This window comes from Streptomyces sp. NPDC002176, from assembly GCF_044903645.1.
Taxonomy (GTDB): domain Bacteria; phylum Actinomycetota; class Actinomycetes; order Streptomycetales; family Streptomycetaceae; genus Streptomyces.
Genome location: NZ_JBJDQW010000003.1, coordinates 1135128 through 1153715, shown reverse-complemented (window position 1 = coordinate 1153715; position 18588 = coordinate 1135128). Strand labels below are relative to the sequence as shown.

The window sequence follows — 18588 nt, the reverse complement described above, 5'->3', positions numbered from 1 at the left end:
GTCGGGAGCGATAGCCTTGTGGCGTGATCAGCGCGATAGCTCGCGGGGACGAGACCGTCCCTGCCCCGCGCCCGGGCCGCACGGACAACCTCCGTGACCGGGCGGCGGTCGCTGGTCCGCTCGGGCGGGACACGGGCGCCATGGCGCCCCGGACCCCGGGGACGGCCTCCGGCACGACGGTGCGGAGAGCAGCGTCGCCTCCGACAAGTCTGTCGACAATGGCCGAAATCCCTCCGCCCATCTCGCCTCGCGGCATAGCGTCGGAACGGACCGGACACCTCGGGCCGTGGCGTCATGCCGGAGGGGGAGAGACCGTACTTCCTTCTACGTCACGCAACGGCGCGCGACAGGAGCCAGAGGACAATGCAGACCAAGCTGGACGAAGCCAAGGCCGAGCTGCTCGATCGGGCCGCCCGGGTAGCTGAGAACAGCCCGGCCGGGGGGCACCTACCGACCGGGACCACGAGCGAGGGCACCCCCGGCACCCCGGACAGCGAAGCCGTGCTCGCGTTCCTCCAGCGCTACTACCTGCACACCGCCCCGGAAGACCTCGCCGACCGCGACCCGGTCGACGTCTTCGGGGCCGCGGTCTCGCACTACCGCCTCGCCGAGACGCGCCCCCAGGGCACGGCCAACGTGCGGGTACACACCCCCTCCGTCGAGGAGAACGGGTGGACGTGCAGCCACACCGTGGTGGAGGTCGTCACCGACGACATGCCCTTCCTGGTCGACTCGGTGACCAATGAGCTGACCCGCCAGGGACGCGGCATCCACGTCGTGATCCACCCGCAGGTCGTCGTCCGCCGGGACCTCACCGGCAAGCTGATCGAGGTCCTGCCCACCGGCCCGCACGGCGAGCTGCCGCACGACGGGCACGTCGAGTCCTGGATCCACGTCGAGATCGACCGCGAGACCGACCGCGCCGACCTCAAGCAGATCTCCGCCGACCTGCTGCGCGTCCTGTCCGACGCGCGCGAGGCCGTCGAGGACTGGGAGAAGATGCGCGACGCGGCCGTCCGGATCGCGGACGGCCTGACGGACGAGCCCCGCCCCGCCGACCTCCCCGCCGCCGAGGTGGAGGAGGCCCGCGAGCTGCTGCGCTGGCTCTCCGCCGACCACTTCACCTTCCTCGGCTACCGCGAGTACGAGCTGCGCGGGGACGACTCCCTGAGCGCCAAGGCGGGCACCGGTCTCGGCATACTGCGCTCCGACCCGCACCACACCGAGGACGACGAGCACCCCGTCAGCCCCTCCTTCGAGCGGCTCCCGGCCGACGCCCGTGCCAAGGCCCGCGAGCACAAGCTGCTGGTGCTGACCAAGGCCAACAGCCGGTCCACCGTGCACCGGCCGTCGTACCTGGACTACATCGGCGTCAAGAAGTTCGACGCGGACGGCAACGTCGTCGGTGAGCGCCGCTTCCTCGGGCTGTTCTCCTCCGCCGCGTACACCGAGTCGGTGCGCCGGGTCCCGGTGATCCGCCGCAAGGTCGCCGAGGTGCTGGAGCGCGCCGGGTTCTCGCCCAACAGCCACGACGGCCGCGACCTGCTCCAGATCCTGGAGACCTACCCGCGCGACGAGCTGTTCCAGACGCCGCCCGCCGAGCTCCAGTCGATCGCCACCAGCGTCCTCTACCTCCAGGAACGCCGACGGCTCCGGCTCTACCTGCGTCAGGACGAATACGGCCGCTACTACTCGGCCCTCGTCTACCTGCCGCGCGACCGGTACACCACCGGGGTCCGGCTGCGGATCATCGACATTCTCAAGGAGGAACTGGGCGGCACCAGCGTCGACTTCACCGCCTGGAACACCGAGTCGATCCTGTCCCGGCTGCACTTCGTCGTCCGCGTCCAGCCCGGCACCGAGCTGCCCCAGCTGTCCGACGCCGACAAGGAGCGCATCGAGGCCCGCCTGGTCGAGGCCACCCGCTCCTGGTCCGACGGCTTCGCCGAGGCGCTCAACGCCGAGTGCGGCGAGGAGCGCGCCGCCGAGCTGCTGCGCCGCTACAGCAACGCCTTCACCGAGGGCTACAAGGCCGACCACTCCCCGCGCGCGGCCGTCGCCGACCTGGTCCACCTGGAGCGGCTCAGCAACGACAAGGGCAACGACTTCTCGCTCAGCCTGTACGAGCCGGTCGGCGCCGCCCCCGGCGAGCGCCGGTTCAAGATCTACCGCAAGGGCGACGCGGTCTCCCTCTCCGCCGTGCTGCCGGTCCTCAACCGGCTCGGCGTCGAGGTCGTCGACGAGCGTCCCTACGAGCTGCGCCGCACCGACCGCAGCGCCGCCTGGATCTACGACTTCGGCCTGCGCCTGCCCCAGACCGGCGGCGGCGACCACCTCGGCGAGGACGGCCGGGAGCGGTTCCAGGAGGCGTTCGCCGCGACCTGGACCGGCCAGGCGGAGAACGACGGCTTCAACGCCCTCGTGCTGAGCGCCGGTCTGACCTGGCGTCAGGCGACGGTGCTGCGCGCCTACGCCAAGTACCTGCGCCAGGCGGGCTCCACCTTCAGCCAGGACTACATGGAGGACACCCTCCGCAACAACGTCCACACCACCCGGCTGCTGGTCTCCCTGTTCGAGGCCCGGATGTCCCCGGACCGGCAGAAGGCCGGGCTGGAGATCACCGACGCCCTGCTGGAGGAGCTGGACGCCGCGCTGGACCAGGTGGCGAGCCTGGACGAGGACCGCATCCTGCGCTCCTTCCTGACCGTCATCAAGGCCACCCTGCGCACCAACTTCTTCCAGGAGGCCCGCGACGGCGGCCCGCACGCCTATGTGTCGATGAAGTTCGACCCGCAGGCCATCCCGGACCTGCCCGCGCCGCGCCCGGCGTACGAGATCTGGGTGTACTCGCCGCGGGTCGAGGGTGTGCACCTGCGCTTCGGCAAGGTCGCGCGCGGTGGCCTGCGCTGGTCGGACCGGCGTGAGGACTTCCGTACCGAGATCCTCGGCCTGGTCAAGGCGCAGATGGTGAAGAACACCGTCATCGTGCCGGTCGGCGCCAAGGGCGGCTTCGTCGCCAAGCAGCTGCCCGATCCGGCCGTCGACCGGGACGCGTGGCTCACCGAGGGCATCGAGAGCTACAAGACGTTCATCTCGGCGCTGCTCGACATCACCGACAACATGGTGGCCGGTGAGGTCGTCCCGCCGCAGGACGTGGTGCGGCACGACGGCGACGACACCTACCTGGTGGTCGCGGCCGACAAGGGCACGGCGACGTTCTCCGACATCGCCAACGAGGTCGCGGAGTCCTACGACTTCTGGCTCGGGGACGCCTTCGCCTCCGGCGGCAGCGCGGGCTACGACCACAAGGGCATGGGCATCACCGCGCGCGGCGCCTGGGAGTCCGTGAAGCGGCACTTCCGCGAGCTGGACCTGGACACCCAGTCCGAGGACTTCACGGTCGTCGGCATCGGTGACATGTCCGGCGACGTGTTCGGCAACGGCATGCTGCTCTCCGAGCACATCCGCCTGGTCGCCGCCTTCGACCACCGGCACATCTTCATCGACCCGGTCCCGGACGCGGCCACCGGCTACGCCGAGCGCCGCCGCCTGTTCGAGCTGCCCCGCTCCAGCTGGGCCGACTACGACACCTCGCTGCTGTCGGCGGGCGGCGGGATCTTCCCGCGCAGCGCCAAGTCGATCCCGCTGAACCACCACATCCGGGAGGCGCTGGGCATCGAGGAGAAGATCTCCAAGATGACCCCTGCCGACCTGATGAAGACGATCCTGAAGGCGCCGGTCGACCTGCTGTGGAACGGCGGCATCGGCACCTACGTCAAGTCTTCGGCGGAGACCGACGCCGACGTCGGTGACAAGGCCAACGACGCCATCCGCGTCGACGGCGCCGACCTGCGCGTCAAGGTCGTCGGCGAGGGCGGCAACCTGGGCCTGACCCAGCTCGGCCGGATCGAGTTCGCCCTCCAGGGCGGCCGGATCAACACCGACGCCATCGACAACAGCGCCGGTGTGGACACCTCCGACCACGAGGTGAACATCAAGATCCTGCTGAACAGCGTGGTCGCCGACGGCGACATGACCGTCAAGCAGCGCAACAAGCTGCTCGCGGAGATGACCGACGAGGTCGGCGCGCTCGTCCTGCGCAACAACTACGCGCAGAACACCGCGCTGGCCAACGCGCTCGCCCAGTCCAAGGACATGCTGCACGCGCAGGCCCGGTTCATCCGGCACCTGGTGCGCGAGGGTCACCTCAACCGGGCGCTGGAGTTCCTGCCCACCGACCGCCAGATCCGCGAGCGGCTGAACCAGGGCCAGGGCCTCACCAGCCCGGAGACCGCGGTACTGCTGGCGTACACGAAGATCACGGTCGCCGAGGAGCTGCTGCACACCTCGCTGCCGGACGACGCGTACCTGCGCGGTCTGCTGCACGCCTACTTCCCGAGCGCGCTGCGCGAGCGGTTCGCGGAGGCCGTCGACAGCCACCCGCTGCGCCGTGAGATCACCACGACCGTGCTGGTCAACGACACGGTGAACACCGGCGGCACGACGTATCTGCACCGGCTGCGCGAGGAGACCGGCGCCTCGCTGGAGGAGATCGTCCGCGCCCAGACCGCGGCCCGCGCGATCTTCTGCTCGTCCCCGGTGTGGGACGCCGTGGAGGCGCTGGACAACCAGGTGGAAGCGGCCGTGCAGACCCGTATCCGGCTGCACTCGCGGCGGCTGGTCGAGCGGGGCACCCGCTGGCTGCTGAACAACCGGCCGCAGCCGCTCCAGCTCGCCGAGACCGTGGAGTTCTTCGCGGACCGGGTCGAGCAGGTCTGGCAGCAGATGCCGAAGCTGCTGCGCGGCGCGGACCTCGAGTGGTACCAGCACGTGTACGACGAGCTGTCCGCCGCCGGTGTCCCGGCCGAACTCGCCACCCGCGTGGCCGGGTTCTCCTCCGCCTTCCCGGCGCTGGACATCGTCTCGGTGGCCGACCGCATGGGCAAGGAGCCGCTGGACGTGGCCGAGGTGTACTACGACCTCGGTGACCGGCTGCACATCACCCAGCTGATGGACCGCATCATCGAGCTGCCCCGCGCGGACCGCTGGCAGTCGATGGCCCGCGCCTCCATCCGCGAGGACCTGTACGCGGCCCACGCCGCCCTCACCGCGGACGTGCTCGCGGCGGGCAACGGCACCTCCACGCCGGAGCAGCGGTTCAAGGCGTGGGAGGAGAAGAACGCGCCCATCCTGAGCCGGGCGCGCGCCACGCTGGAGGAGATCCGGGGCTCGGACGCGTTCGACCTCGCCAACCTCTCGGTGGCGATGCGCACGATGCGGACGCTGCTGCGCACCCACGCGTGACACCGGGCGGCATCGCCTGAGGCCACCGCCTGAACCGAGGGCGCCCCGGACCGGAGAACCCGGCCGGGGCGCCCTCGTTGCTCTCCGGATGACTCTCCGGGTGACTCTCCGGGTGATCTGTCCGATTCGGATGGTTCGGATAGGGTCTGGCCCGTGACAGCGAACCTCACCGGGTCCCGCGCGCGGCGCGGCCGTCCGTCGACGGTGGCCCCGTCACTGGTGGCCGTCGCCCTCGCCGCGCTCGTCCTGCTGCTGATGCTGCTGGCCGTGGTCCGGCTGCCCTGGGCCGGTGACCTCGGCATGCACGCGGCGACCGTGCAGCGGCTGCGGCACAGCCTGCTCGACCCCGGCAACCCGCTGGTCGACGCGGACACGCCGAGCCCGTACTACTCGCCGTGGATGCTGGTGCTGGGCTGCCTGGCCCGGCTCACCGGGCTGTCGGTGTTCACGGTGCTGCGGATCGGCGCCCTCGTCGGGCTCGGGCTGCTGTTCAGCGGGGTGTGGCGGTACGTCCGCACGCTCAGCGCGCACCGGGCCGCGCCCGCCCTGGCCATCCTGTGCCTGGTCCTCCTGTGGGGCCCGGACCTGCTCAACTGGAGCGGTTTCCTCGGCCTGAACTCCCTCGCGCTGACGGTGGCGTACCCCAGCGTGTTCGCGCTCGGGCTGTCCTTCCACTTCTGGACGTGGCTCACCACCACGCTGCGCGCGCCCGACGGCTGGGTCCGCTGGCTCGGCCTCGGGGCACTGTGGGCGCTGATCCTGCTGTGCCACCAGTTCACCGGTGTGGTGGCCACCCTCGGCGCGCTCGCCACGGTGCTCGCCGCCCGCCCCGGCCGCCAGATCCTCCTCCGGGCGGGCGCCGCGCTCGTCGTGGGCGTGGTCCTGCTGGGGCTGTGGCCGTACTACGACTTCTTCGCGCTGTTCTCCGCCGGTGCCGGTCTGGAGGCGATCCACCGCTCGCTCTACTCCGACCTGCCCGGCCGCTTCGGGCTGGCGCTGCTCGGGGTGGTCGCACTCGTCCTGCGCTGGCGGCGCGACCACCGGGACCCGCTGGTGCTGTTCTTCATCCTGGGCGCGCTGCTGTTCGCGGCCGGGGGGCTCACCGGGCACTACTCGTGGGGCCGCGCCGCGCCCGCCGCGCTGATCCCGGCCCAGCTCGCGGCCGCGCTGGAGACGGTGTCGGCCGGGCGGCGGGCGGTCCGGCTCGGCTGGGCCTGCGTGCTGGCGGCCGCCCTGGCCGTGGGCGCCTGGGGCCAGGCGGGCATGCTCGGCTACGTCGTCCCGCGTGACGCGCTGCCCGCCCCGCTCGCCGCCAAGTACCGCCCACCGTGGGTCGGTTACCACTGGATCACACCCTGGGTCGGCTACGGCCAGGTGGTGATGGCCCGTACGGTGCCCGCCCGGCAGATCCCCGCGTACGGCCCGTACACCGTGGCGCCCGGCTACCCGGACGTGTTCCTGCCGGACCAGGGCGGCCGGGACGCGGCGGTGGAGCGGTACTTCGCGGCCGACACCTCCTCCGGCACCCGGCGGGCCATAGCGCGCCGGTACGGGGTGCGCTGGGTGATCGGCCCGGCCGCCGACGCCGAGCCATGGCTGCGCCCGGTGACGACCGGCCCGGCCGGACAGGTGCTCTACGAGGTGCGCGGCTGAGCGGGGTTCACTTCAGCGCGCTCGTCACCAGCCGGAACGCGTTGCGCACCCGGGGCCGGTCCACCTTGCGCACCACCGGCCGCAGTACCCGGGCGGTGATCCCCACCGGCTGCCAGCGGATCTGCAGGCGGCCGGGGTTGCGGCCCTCGGGCTCGACCGTGATCCGGTGCGCGGCACCGCCCGACTCCACCCGCGCGGTCAGGGCCGGGAAGAACAGCGGGGCCAGCAGCAGCCCCGAGTGCGCGAGGCCCTGCTGCTGGAGCCGGACCTGCGGATGCCGTACCCCCTCGAAGCCCTGGAGGGGGAGCCGGGCCTTCGTCAGGTCCAGGTGGACACGGCCCTCGAAGACGCCGGGCCGGACCGGGTCCAGCCGGAACGGCACCGTGAGCCGCCGTCGGCCGGGGGAGAGCAGCAGCGCGGCCCGCTGCGGGCCCACCGGGAGCCGCAGTCCCGGGTCGTAGGTGCGTACCGTCAGGGTCAGCGCGGCGCCGGGGCCGGGCCGCAGGTCGGTGATCTCGTGCCGGAAGTAGGCGGTGGAGAAGGGGCGGGTCTCCAGTTCCAGGTCGGCCAGGTCCAGTTCGCGGCGCCCCCGCTCGGTGGCGGGCACCGTGCCGCCCCAGTAGGCCGTGCCGGACGCGTCGGTGGTGGTCTCGCGGGGTGCCACCGGGTGGCCCAGGCCGCGGGCGGCGAGCCGGAGCCCGTCGAGGTCGCCCTCGCGCAGCAGCTCCAGCACCACCCGCTCCGGGCGGGGCAGCCGGGCGTAGGCGCCCTCGGCGAGGCCGTCCAGGTAGGGGTTCATGATCTCGGCGAACTCGGTCAGCCACGCGTCGTCGCGGTAGGGCAGGTCGCCCGCGTACATCCGGAAGTCGTGCTTGAGGAACTTGAAGTCCTTGTCCTCCCGCAGCCCCGCCTGCCCGCTCTCCTCCAGGAAGTCGTCGATCAGGCGCTGGACGTGCACCCGGTCGGCGACGTTGGAGATCTTGTGCCGCTGGTTGGAGATGGAGGCGCTGGACTCGGCCGCGTACGGCTCGATGTACCAGGTGTACACCGGGTCCGGGATGATCGTGAAGGCCCGCGCGAGTCCGTACGCCCGGGCCGAGAAGAGCTGGTCCTCGTAGTGGATGCCCTCGGGGAAGCGCAGCTGGTGGCGGTCGAGGAAGGCGCGGGCGTACATCTTGCCGGTCGACAGGTGCTCGAAGAGGAGCCGGGGGTCGGCGGCGATGCCCTCGAGGGTGCGGCGCTCGCGGACCAGGTGCGGCATCCAGGTGGTGCGGCGGCCGTTGTCCACCCGGACCCGGCGCACCGCGCCCATGGTGAAGTCGACCTCGCGCTCCCGGTGCGCGGCCAGCAGCGACTCGACGGCGCGCGGCGGGAGTTCGTCGTCGCTGTCGAGGAACATCAGGTACGGGGCGCGGGCGATGTCGATGGCCCGGTTGCGCGGGGCGCTGCACCCGCCGCTGTTCTCCGGCAGCCGCAGATAGCGCACCCGGCCGTCCTCGGCGGCCAGCCGCCGGGCCACCTCGGGGGTGTCGTCGGTCGAGTGGTCGTCGCTGATGACGATCTCGATGTTCCGGTGGGTCTGCGCGCGCACGGAGGCCACCGCGCGGGGCAGCCGGGCCGCGTCGTTGTAGCCGATGACGGTGACCGTGACGTCGGGGGTCGTCATCCTTGGAGCTCCTCGGGCGTCGGGGCGGGGATACGTTCCTCCAGCGGCAGCACGGGCGGCAGCGCCTCCTCGGGTTCGCCGAGGAACACCCGCCGTACGACCCGTTCGGCGGCCCGGCCGTCGTCGAACTCGCAGAAGCGGCGCCGGAACGCGGTGCGGGCCTTCGCCGAGGTCTCGTCCCGCCAGGCGCCCGAGGTGAGGATCTCGGTCAGCTCCTCCTGGGTGCGGGCGACCCGGCCGGGGGCCTCGGCCATCAGGTCGAAGTAGACGCCGCGCGTGGTGCGGTAGGTCTCCCAGTCGTCGGCGTGCACGACGATCGGGCGGTCCAGGTTGGCGTAGTCGAACATGATCGACGAGTAGTCCGTCACCAGCACGTCGGCAGCCAGGCAGAGTTCCTCGACCGGGTCGTAGGCGGAGACGTCGATGAGGCGGCCGGTGCGGCGCAGGCCGGTCAGCGGGGAGGCGGCGCCACCGCCGTAGAAGTAGTGGGCGCGCACCAGCAGCACGGTGTCCTCGCCCAGCCGGTCGGCGAGGGTGGCGAGGTCCAGGCGCGGGGTGAACCCGGCCTCGTAGTCGCGGTGGGTGGGCGCGTAGAGGACGGCGGTACGGCCGGGGGCGATGCCGAGGCGGTCGCGGGCGGCGCGGACGTCCGCGGCGGTGGCGGTGTAGAAGACGTCGTTGCGCGGATAGCCGTGGTCCAGGGAGGTGTAGCGGGCCGGGTAGGCGCGCTCCCACATCCGGGTGGTGTGGCTGTTGGCGCTGACGCTGTAGTCCCACTTGTCGATCCGGGACAGCAGCGCCGCGAAGTCCAGCCCCTGCGCGGCGGCCGGGTGCTCCCGCTGGTCCAGGCCCATGCGCTTGAGCGGGGTGCCGTGGTGGGTCTGGAGATGGACCGCGCCGGGGCGCTTGACCACCGCGTTGGGAAAGTTGACGTTGTTGACCAGGTACTTCGCGGTGGCCAGCGTCTCCCAGTAGCGGCGGGTGCCGGGGATCACGTGGTCGGTGCCGTGGGGGAGGAGGGCCGCGTTCTCCCTGGTCACCACCCACACCGGGTGGATATGCGGGGCGAGTTCGGCGAGCTTGGCGGCGATGGCGGCCGGATTGCAGGCGACGCCCCGGTCCCAGTAGGCCGCGAACACGGCCAGGTTCGGGTCGAGCGGCCGGGTGAGCGCCCTGCGGTACTGCTGCTCACGCAGCCGCACCCCGAGCCGCCGCTTGCGGGCGCGCACCGCCTTCCGGGCCGAGCGCCGGGTGCGGTTGGCGGTCTGCAGCGCCCGGTACCGGGTGTACGCGCCCTCTTCGAGCAGGGCGTGCCGGACGCCCTCCAGGCCCGCCGGGCGCTGATGGCCCTCGGGGCGCCAGCGGACGGCGGCGGCGGAGGCGCGGCGGAAGAACTCGCGGGCCACCGGCTCGGGCAGGTCCTCGCGGGCGAAGACCCGCACCAGGTCGCGCACCATCAGCCCGTACAGCACGGTACGCACCGCGCGGCGGCCCTCGGTGAGCGCGAGCAGCCGCTCGTAGCGCTCGATGAGGGCGTAGCGGTCCTCCGGGGTGCGCGGGGGCAGGCTCTCCGGGCGCAGCCTGCGGTCGTCGTACGCCGTCTGGTCGAGGCAGGCCACGCGGTCGGCGCGCAGCAGGGCGGCCTGGGCGGTGAAGTTCTCGTCGCCGCCGGAGAACTCCTCCTCGTGCGCCCGCCAGAACGCGGCGCGCACCGCGCGGGTGCCGAGCAGCGGGGTGAGGCGGAGCAGGTTCGGGGAGTCGTCCAGGGTGACGTCGGCGCGGCCCACCCCGGCGAGCAGGCGGCCGTCGCGGGAGGGGACGGCGGTGGTGCGCCAGGTGGTGGTGACGTGGTCCAGCAGGACGACGTCGGTGCGCTCGTCCAGTTCGGTGGTGCGCTCGGCGAGCAGCCGGGGGGCTCCGGCGGGCAGGCCGTCCTTGGCGTGCACGAAGTGCAGCCAGCGGCCGGAGGCCCGCGCGGCCCCCGCCGAGCGGGCGGCCGCGTCCCCGGTGCCCTCGGGCAGCGGCACGGTGACCGTCTCCGGGGTGTGGCCCTCGGCCGTCTCCCGCGCCCAGTCGCCGACCGCCGCGACGATCACCTCGGTGTCCGGGAGCGGATGGGCGTCCAGGGAGTCGAGCAGTTCGGTCAGATGCCCCTGGGCGTTGGGTCCGTAGACGATGACGCTGAGTTGGGGCATCTGAAGGGGCTCCTTCGGCTCGTCGTCCCGGCGGTCACCTTTCATAACATACTGTCATTACATGACTGAAAGGGATATCCACGCGTGAAGTGGAAGCCCCTTTCCTACTTCTTCTTGGCCTTGTCGCCCGTGAACGCCTCGTACTCCTTCAGCACGTCCTCGGTGGCGCCGTCCATGCGCAGCTCGCCGCGCTCCAGCCACAGCACCCGCTCGCAGGTGTCGCGGATGGAGGTGTTGTTGTGGCTGACCAGGAAGACGGTGCCCGCGTGCTTGCGCAGCTCGCGGATGCGGGCCTCGGAGCGCTTCTGGAAGGAGCGGTCGCCGGTCGCCAGCGCCTCGTCGATCAGCAGCACGTCGTGGTCCTTGGCGGCGGCGATGGAGAACCGCAGCCGGGCCGCCATGCCCGAGGAGTACGTGCGCATCGGCAGGGTGATGAAGTCGCCCTTCTCGTTGATGCCGGAGAAGTCGACGATCTCCTGGTAGCGCTCCTTGATCTGCTCGCGGGACATCCCCATGGCGAGACCGCCGAGGTGGACGTTGCGCTCGCCGGTGAGGTCGCTCATCAGGGCGGCGTTCACGCCCAGCAGGGAGGGCTGGCCGTCGGTGTAGATGTGGCCGTTCTCCACCGGGAGCAGTCCGGCCACCGCCTTGAGCAGGGTGGACTTGCCGGAGCCGTTGGTGCCGATCAGGCCGATGGCCTCGCCGCGGTAGGCGACGAAGGAGACGTTCTTCACGGCGTGCACCCGGCGCACCCCGGCCGCCTTCTCCGCCTTCTCGCGGCGCATGATGCGGTTGAGGGCGGCGGTGGCCGAGCCCCGGCCCGCGCCGGTGCCGTGCACCCGGTAGACGATGTCGACGTGGTCGGCGACGACGGTGGGGACCGGCTCGGCGCTCGTGCCGCCCGGGGTCCCCGTGGGGGAGATGGTCTGCTCAGCCACGGCCGTAGGTCTCCTCAGCCTTCCAGAAGTAGATGAAGCCGCCGACGCCTGCCACCACGGCCCAGGCGACGGCCGCCAGCCACACGTGCGGGGGCAGCTTGTCCGCGGTGAAGCTGTCGATCAGCGCGAACCGCATGAGGTCGATGTACAGCGCGGCCGGGTTGTAGTCCAGCAGCAGCACGACCAGCCGGGGCTGGTCCTTGGTGAACTGGTCGATGCTCCACATCACGCCGGACACGTACATCCAGGTGCGCAGCAGGAACGGCATGAGCTGGGCGATGTCCGGGGTCTTGGCGCCCATCCGGGCCAGCACCATCGACACGCCCGCGTTGAACACGAACTGCAGGGCCAGCGCGGGCAGCACCAGCAGCCAGGACGCGGTCACCGGCACGCCCACGCAGAGGATGATGACGATCAGCGCCAGCATGGAGAACAGCAGCTGCTGGAGCTGCTGGAGGCAGAACGAGATGGGCAGGGCCGCGCGCGGGAAGTGCAGCGCCCGCACCAGGCCGAGGTTGCCGGAGATGGCCCGCGTGCCGACCATGATCGAGCTCTGCGTGAACGTCCACACGAACACGCCCGTCACCAGGAACGGGACGAAGTCGGCGATCCCGCGCTTGGTGCCCAGCAGCACGCCGAAGATGAAGTAGTAGACCGCCGCGTTCAGCAGCGGGGTCATCACCTGCCAGAGCTGGCCGAGCTTCGCCTGGCTGTACTGCGCGGTCAGCTTGGCGGTGGCGAAGGCGGTGATGAAGTGCCGCCGGTCCCAGAGCTGCCGGACGTACGCCGGTACGGAGGGGCGGGCGCCGCTGACGGTCAGGCCGTGCCGGGCGGCGAGTGCCGCCAGATCGCCGTCGGCCGGAATCTGCATCGGGGGCGGTGCGTCGAGGACCTGGCTCACATCCGCTGCTTTCGATCGGGTGGTGGGGGAAGCGCGGTCCGGCCGTTGCCCGCCCTTTCCGCACGCTTTCCCGTACGTTTACTTACGTCGGGACGGGACCGTATCGTCGCAACGGGAGAGTAGGCCCATCCGGCGACGGAACGCAACCGTTGCGTCGTCCCGCCTATGCTGGTGCGCATGACGACCAACGCCGACGAACCCCCGGCGCGCCCGCGCCGTGCCCCGGCCGGGGCGGCCGTGCTCCGGGAGGACGTGACGGAGGCGATCCGCGCGGCCGTCTTCGAGGAACTGGCCGCGGTGGGGTACGCGCGGATGTCCATCGAGGGCATCGCGCGCCGGGCCGGGGTCGGCAAGACGGCGGTGTACCGGCGCTGGCGCTCCAAGCTCCACCTGGTGCTGGACGTGGTCTCCGCGATGGCCGTCCTCGGCCTCCCGGCCCCGGACACCGGCTCCCTGGAGGGCGACCTCCGGCTGCTGTACGAGGTGATGTCGCGCGCCCTGCGCCACCCCGTCGCCTCGCAGATCATCCCCGACCTCCAGGCGGAGGCCGCCCGCAACCCGGAGATGGCCGAGACCCTCCAGAAGGCCGTGCGGGACGGGCAGGACGGGGTCGCCTCCCGGATCGTGGCGGCGGCGCGGGAGCGGGGCGAGGTGAGCGCCGACCTCGACCCGGACCTCGCCCTCGACCTGATCTCCGGCCCCCTCTACTGGCGCGCGGTGATCATCCGCAGCCCGAAGCTCCCCAAGGGCTACCTGGCGAACCTGGCGAAGGCGACGGCGGGCGCGCTGAAGGCGCTCTAGCCGCCGCTCAGCGCAGCAGCCTGCGCAGCCGTCCGCGCGCCACCCGGGCCGCCCCCGCCGGTCCCGTCGCCACGCGCAGCGACAGGGCGCCGGAGTGGGTGGCGTAGGGGTGGGCCAGCAGGACCAGGTGACGGGGGCTGGGGAGGGCCCGTCTGCGCAGGTGGGGGCTGTCCGTGCGGGCGTGGGCGGTGATGTCCCGGTGGGCGCCGTTCTTGAAGTGGACGGTGAGGAACAGGTCCCAGACGCCCGGACCCAGGGCGTGCAGGTCGACGGCCGCCTCGGCATTCCACGTGCCGTCCGGTGCGGGGACCAGGGGCAGCGTGATGTGCCGGACCGGACGGCCGGTCGTACGGTCGTGCCAGCGGGCGGTCACCGCCAGCGGGCCCGCCTCGGCGAGGCGGCCGTACAGCTCGTGCAGGCGCAGCCGGAGCCGGGAGGCGCGGGCGTGGGGGAGCAGCTCGGCGTCCATGGCGCAGGGCAGCGCCTCGGTGGGGCAGGTCAGCAGCGGGGTCAGGGCCACGTCGGGACACGCGTCCGACCAGACGGGGGTGCCCTCGGGGGTGCGGGCGTAGGGCGGCAGCAGGCGGGCCGGGCGGGCGGCCAGCTCGCGCAGCCGGGGCAGGTCGCGTGGCTCGGGCGACTCCCGCACGAACCGGCCCAGCAGGGTGCCGGGCGCGGCGGGGTCCCGCTCCCAGTCCCCGGCGTCGTACCCGGCGAGGTACTCCCGGGTGTGCGCCCACCAGGCGCGCCGGTACTCCGTGTCCCGCAGGCCCAACTCGCGCAGGTATATGCGCAGTTCATGGTCGAGGAACTTCGCCCTGGCCGCCCGCGCCAGCTCCGCCTCACCGGCGCCCAGCAGGATCTCGTACGCCAGCGCGCACGCCCGGGTGCGGGAGTGCCAGTTGTCGACCCGCTCCCGGTCCAGCGAGAGCGACAGCTGCTCGGCGGCCCGGCGTACGTGCCACAGGTAGACGCGGTCCGGGACGAGGGCGAGCCGCGGGGCGGCGGCCAGGACGCGGGCGGTGAAGACGAAGTCCTCGTAGAGGAAGCGGCCTTCGGGGAAGCGGATGCCGTGCGCGCGCAGGAAGCTGGTGCGGTACAGCTTGTTGACGCACAGGGTGTCGTGGACGAGGTGCGTGCGGTCGGCGGGGTGCTCGATCAGCGCCGCTTCCGCGTACAGGGACTGCTGCCAGGGGTGTTCGCGGCCAGAGGGCAGCTCCCGGCGCACGCACAGCCCGGCCGCCACCTCGGCGCCCGTCTCCGTCGCCGCCCGCAGCAGCGCGTCCACCGCGCCGGGCGGCAGCAGGTCGTCGCTGTCCAGGAACATGACGTACGGCAACGCCGCCGCGTCGATGCCGGTGTTGCGCGGGGTGCCGCAGCCGCCGCTGTTGACGGCGTGGCGGATCACCCGCAGCCGGGGCTCGGTGGCCGCGAGCCGCTCCAGGCGGGCGGCGCTGTCGTCCGTGGAGCAGTCGTCCACGGCGATCACCTCGCCCACGGCGGGGCCCTGGTCCAGCGCCGAGCGCACGGCGTCGGTCACCTGGGCGGCGTCGTCGTAGCCGATGACGACGACGGAGACCTGGGGCAGCACTTCGGACATGGGGTCCATGGTCGGTGCCGGGCCGTCAGGAACGGGTCAGGGCGCGGTCCTGGACCCGGCCGGTGTCCGGGAGGGCGCGGGTCGCGGGCACCCTGGCCGGGGACCGGGTGGACCGCCACAGCCGGACGAAGGCCAGCACGGCGGCCGCCAGCAGCAGCCCGTTGCGGGCCAGGGTGAGCAGACAGCCCGGCCAGGTCCCGGCGATGACCGCGCCGTAGCTCACCGGGAAGATCAGGGTGCTCAGCCCGGTCGAGACCAGGATCAGCACGGCCACCGGGCGCTGCACGGTGTGCCGCGAGGTCAGGCAGACGGCGGCCAGCCCCAGCAGCCAGATCAGATACTGCGGGCTGATGACCCGGCTGGTGACGGTGAACAGCAGCACCGCGGTGAGCGCCGCGTCGTACGGCGTCGCCGGGCTGAAGTGCCGGGCCCGTAGCCGCCACACCACCAGCACCGCGAAGGCGACCGCCGTCAGCGCGAGCGAGACGGTGGCGACCGTGTGCACCTGCGGGCCTACCAGTTCCATCGAGCCGTACTGGTAGCGGACCCGCCCCGGCCAGCCCGCGTGCCGGGCCAGGTTGAGCGCCGTGCCGCCGAGCGACTCGATCTGCACGCCCCGGTCGCCCTGTTCGCGCAGGAAGCCGAAGGGGTTGGCGAACAGCAGTGCCAGCACCGTCAGGGACGCGCATCCGGCCGCCGTCGCCCAGGACCACGCCGAGCGGGTCGCCCGTCCGCGTGACACGCCGAGCAGCACCAGCGCGGGCCACACCTTCACCACCGCGCCGAGCGCCCCGAACACCCCGGCCGCGCGCGGCGACCGGCCGAGCGCCAGCAGGGCGGCGACACCGAGCGCGGTGACCTGCACGTCGTAGCGGGCCAGCGGCAGATGCAGCAGCAGCGGCAGCCCGCCCACCCACAGCGCGGCCCCGCGCAGGCTGCGTCCGGTGCGCCGCCCGGCGACGGCCAGCGCCACCGCGACGGCGGCGTCCGCCACCAGCGTCAGCAGCACGAACGCCCGGAAGTACGACAGCCCCGGCAGCAGCCCCGGCGCCAGCAGCACCAGCCCCGCGCCCGGCGGGTACTGCCACAGCGTGTCGTGCGTGGGGAACGTGCCCTGCGCCAGGACGCCGTACCAGTGGAAGTACAGCCGCCACACCTCGCGCGACACCGAGCCGCCGCCCAGCACGTGCGCCGAGCCGAAGGCGAGGAGCCCCAGCATCAGCGCGCGGGTGGCCAGCCAGCCGGCGACGAGGGCGAGGACCGGACCGGAGGTGACACGGAGACGGTTCATCGCGTGGGAGCCTAATCCGCGCGGATGGTGTATCCATGCTGATACGCCGTCAATGATCGGAAAAGACTGGCTAATCGCGAAAGATCGGGCCGTGGTGGACGTCGGGCCTCTGATGGAAGCGCAGTCGCCCGTGGCGGCTGGAACAACGGCGGTCGTGCCGGGCGGCGCGAGCGCGGAGCGGACCCGCCGGGTGCCCTGGCGCGTCCGGTGGGGCGCGCCCGTGTGCCTGCCCGCGCTGGTGATGCTCGGGCTCGGGCTGTGGGGGGTGGACCGGGGCGGGATATGGCGCGACGAGGCCGTCACCTTCCAGGTCGCCCGCCGCTCGGTGCCGCAGATCTGGCAGCTCCTGCACGGCGTCGACGCGGTGCACGGCCTGTACTACCTGCTGATGCACGCCGTCCTCGCCCTTCACCCGAACGAGGTAGTGCTCCGGCTGCCCTCGGTGTGCGCGGCGGCCGTCACCGCGGCCCTCGTCGGCGAGCTGGGCGTCCGCCTCGCCGGACCGCGCGTCGGCCTGTGGGCCGGACTGCTGTATGCCGTCTCGCCGTTGGCCGGGCACTACGCCCAGGAGGGCCGCTCGTACGCGCTCGTCGCCGCGGGCGCCACCGGCGCGACCCTGCTGTTCGTCCGGGGTGTGCGCACCGGCGCGTGGCGGGCCTACGGTGCCGTCCTCGCGGTCACCTGCTGGCTGCACGAGTTCGCCGTGCTGCTGCTCCTCGCCCACGCGGCGTCCCTCGCGCTCACCCGGGTCGGCGCGCGGGCCTGGCGGGGCTGGGGGAGCGCGGCCGGGTGCGTGGCGCTCACCCTGCTGCCGATGATCCTGGTCTCGCACGCCCAGTCCGCCCAGCTGGCCTGGGTGCGCCCGCCGACCTGGGCGACCGCGCAGGGCCTGCTGCGCTGGTTCCTCGGACCGGGCGACGGCGTGTTCTGGACCTGCCTGGTGCTCGCCGTCCTGGGCCTGGCCGGGCTGGCGGCGCCACCGGGGCGGCCGACCTGCGCGCGGGTGGCCCTGCCGCTCGCCCTGGTGCCGCCCGCCGCCCTGATGCTGGCATCCCAGCTCTCCCCGCTCTACGTCGACCGCTACGTCCTGTACGCCCTCTCCGGCGCCCCCCTGCTGGTCGCCGCCGGGGCCGACACGGTGGCGCGGGCCGGTGCCCGGCTGCGGCTGCGGGTGCCCCGGCCGCCGGTGCTCGCCCTGACCGGGGCCGCGCTGGCCGCCCTGGCGCTCTGCCTCCAGCTCCCGCTGATGAGCGAGGACCGCGACCCGGCCCACCGCCCGGACGACCTGGCCGCCGCGGCACGGGTCGTGGCGCGCGAGGTGCGCCCCGGCGAGCCGGTGCTGTTCCTGCCGACCCAGGCCCGCAACGCCGCCCTCACCTACCCGCGCGCCTTCACCGGCGTGCGCGACGTGGCCCTCGACGAGCCGGGCCCCGAGTCCGGGACGCTGTACGGACGGGAGGCCGACGCGGCCGAACTGCGGCGGCGGCTGGCCGGTCTCGACCGGGTGTGGGTGGTGGCCGACCGGGATCTGCTGGCCGGGCGCTGGAGCCCGAGCGGCCCCGCCGAGCGGGCCAAGATGGCCGTACTCGCCCAGGAGTTCCTGCCCGCCGAGGAGTCGGCCGAGGGGTACGCGGGGGTGCGGCTCTATGTCCGCCGGGTCGCGCTCAGTGCTCTGCCGGGCCTTGTTCCAGTTCCCGGACCGCCGCGTCCAGCGCCCCGGTGAGCCGGTCGAGGCGCTCGCGCAGCTCACCGATCTCGGCCGGGTCCGCGCCGGTCGCGGCCGCGATGCGCCGGGGCACCTCCAGCGCCCGTTCGCGCAGCGCGACGCCCTCGCCGGTGAGCGACACCCGGACCGAACGCTCGTCGCTCGCGCTGCGCTCCCGGCGCACCAGACCGGCCCCCTCCAGCCGCTTGAGCAGCGGGGACAGCGTGCCGGAGTCCAGTCGCAGATGTTCGCCGAGCTGCTTCACCGGCAGGCCGCCGCGCTCCCAGAGCACCAGCATCACCAGGTACTGCGGATAGGTGAGCCCGAGGTCCTTGAGCAGCACCCGGTAGACGCCGTTGAAGGCGCGGGAGGCGGCGTTCAGGGAGAAGCAGATCTGCCGGTCCAGGCGGAGCCAGTCCGGGTCGGCGGCGAGATCGGTGGCGGCCGACGGGGTGGGCGAGGCGCTCATGACACCCAGGATAGCCGGACGGCGGCGATTTGGTTGTGCACAATTTAATTGTGTGCTTGACTCGG

At 72.8% G+C, this 18588-nt stretch carries 11 protein-coding genes; 4 read left to right on the top strand and 7 right to left on the bottom strand.

Annotated features, from left to right (window positions below; translation table 11 throughout):
- Positions 1-363 precede the first annotated feature (363 nt).
- Both ACI2LY_RS19075 and ACI2LY_RS19070 read left to right on the top strand, forming a co-directional pair.
- Positions 364-5304, top strand: coding sequence for an NAD-glutamate dehydrogenase (locus ACI2LY_RS19075; protein ID WP_404708124.1), 4941 nt, complete (start codon positions 364-366; stop codon positions 5302-5304).
- A 255-nt stretch (positions 5305-5559) separates the two neighbouring features.
- Positions 5560-6957, top strand: a complete 1398-nt coding sequence (locus tag ACI2LY_RS19070) for a hypothetical protein (RefSeq protein WP_404708182.1) — start codon at positions 5560-5562, stop codon at positions 6955-6957.
- Between the two features lie 7 nt (positions 6958-6964).
- On the opposite strand, the gene ACI2LY_RS19065 is transcribed toward ACI2LY_RS19070, so the two are convergent.
- The 4 genes from ACI2LY_RS19065 to ACI2LY_RS19050 all read right to left on the bottom strand — a co-directional run bounded on the left by ACI2LY_RS19065 (position 6965) and on the right by ACI2LY_RS19050 (position 12657).
- Complete coding sequence (locus ACI2LY_RS19065) at positions 6965-8623, bottom strand: glycosyltransferase family 2 protein (RefSeq protein WP_404708123.1); 1659 nt, start codon at positions 8621-8623, stop codon at positions 6965-6967.
- Positions 8620-10818 (bottom strand): CDP-glycerol glycerophosphotransferase family protein, encoded by a 2199-nt coding sequence (locus ACI2LY_RS19060; RefSeq protein ID WP_404708122.1) that lies wholly within the window; start codon positions 10816-10818, stop codon positions 8620-8622. The genes ACI2LY_RS19065 and ACI2LY_RS19060 overlap by 4 nt, the downstream gene beginning before the upstream one ends.
- A gap of 104 nt (positions 10819-10922) precedes the next feature.
- Positions 10923-11756 (bottom strand): ABC transporter ATP-binding protein, encoded by an 834-nt coding sequence (locus ACI2LY_RS19055; RefSeq protein ID WP_404708121.1) that lies wholly within the window; start codon positions 11754-11756, stop codon positions 10923-10925.
- Positions 11749-12657: an ABC transporter permease gene (locus tag ACI2LY_RS19050; RefSeq protein ID WP_404708120.1), complete on the bottom strand. Its 909-nt coding sequence runs from the start codon at positions 12655-12657 to the stop codon at positions 11749-11751. Before ACI2LY_RS19050 ends, ACI2LY_RS19055 begins: the two co-directional genes overlap by 8 nt.
- A 177-nt stretch (positions 12658-12834) precedes the next feature.
- Here ACI2LY_RS19050 and ACI2LY_RS19045 point away from each other — a divergent pair, with 177 nt between their 5' ends.
- A complete protein-coding gene (locus tag ACI2LY_RS19045) occupies positions 12835-13458 on the top strand; it encodes a TetR/AcrR family transcriptional regulator (protein WP_404708119.1) in 624 nt (207 codons plus the stop codon).
- A 7-nt stretch (positions 13459-13465) separates the two neighbouring features.
- On the opposite strand, the gene ACI2LY_RS19040 is transcribed toward ACI2LY_RS19045, so the two are convergent.
- Positions 13466-15058, bottom strand: a complete 1593-nt coding sequence (locus ACI2LY_RS19040; protein ID WP_404708118.1) for a glycosyltransferase family 2 protein — start codon at positions 15056-15058, stop codon at positions 13466-13468.
- A gap of 25 nt (positions 15059-15083) precedes the next feature.
- On the bottom strand, positions 15084-16349 hold the full coding sequence (locus tag ACI2LY_RS19035) for a glycosyltransferase 87 family protein (protein WP_404708117.1): 1266 nt from the start codon (positions 16347-16349) through the stop codon (positions 15084-15086).
- A 130-nt stretch (positions 16350-16479) separates the two neighbouring features.
- Here ACI2LY_RS19035 and ACI2LY_RS19030 point away from each other — a divergent pair, with 130 nt between their 5' ends.
- A complete protein-coding gene (locus tag ACI2LY_RS19030; RefSeq protein WP_404708116.1) occupies positions 16480-18072 on the top strand; it encodes a hypothetical protein in 1593 nt (530 codons plus the stop codon).
- Here the strand turns inward: ACI2LY_RS19030 and ACI2LY_RS19025 are convergent.
- Entirely contained in the window at positions 18014-18523 is a 510-nt protein-coding gene (locus ACI2LY_RS19025; protein ID WP_404708115.1) for a MarR family winged helix-turn-helix transcriptional regulator, read from the bottom strand. The two genes, ACI2LY_RS19030 and ACI2LY_RS19025, sit on opposite strands and share 59 nt — an antisense overlap.
- Positions 18524-18588: the final 65 nt, after the last annotated feature.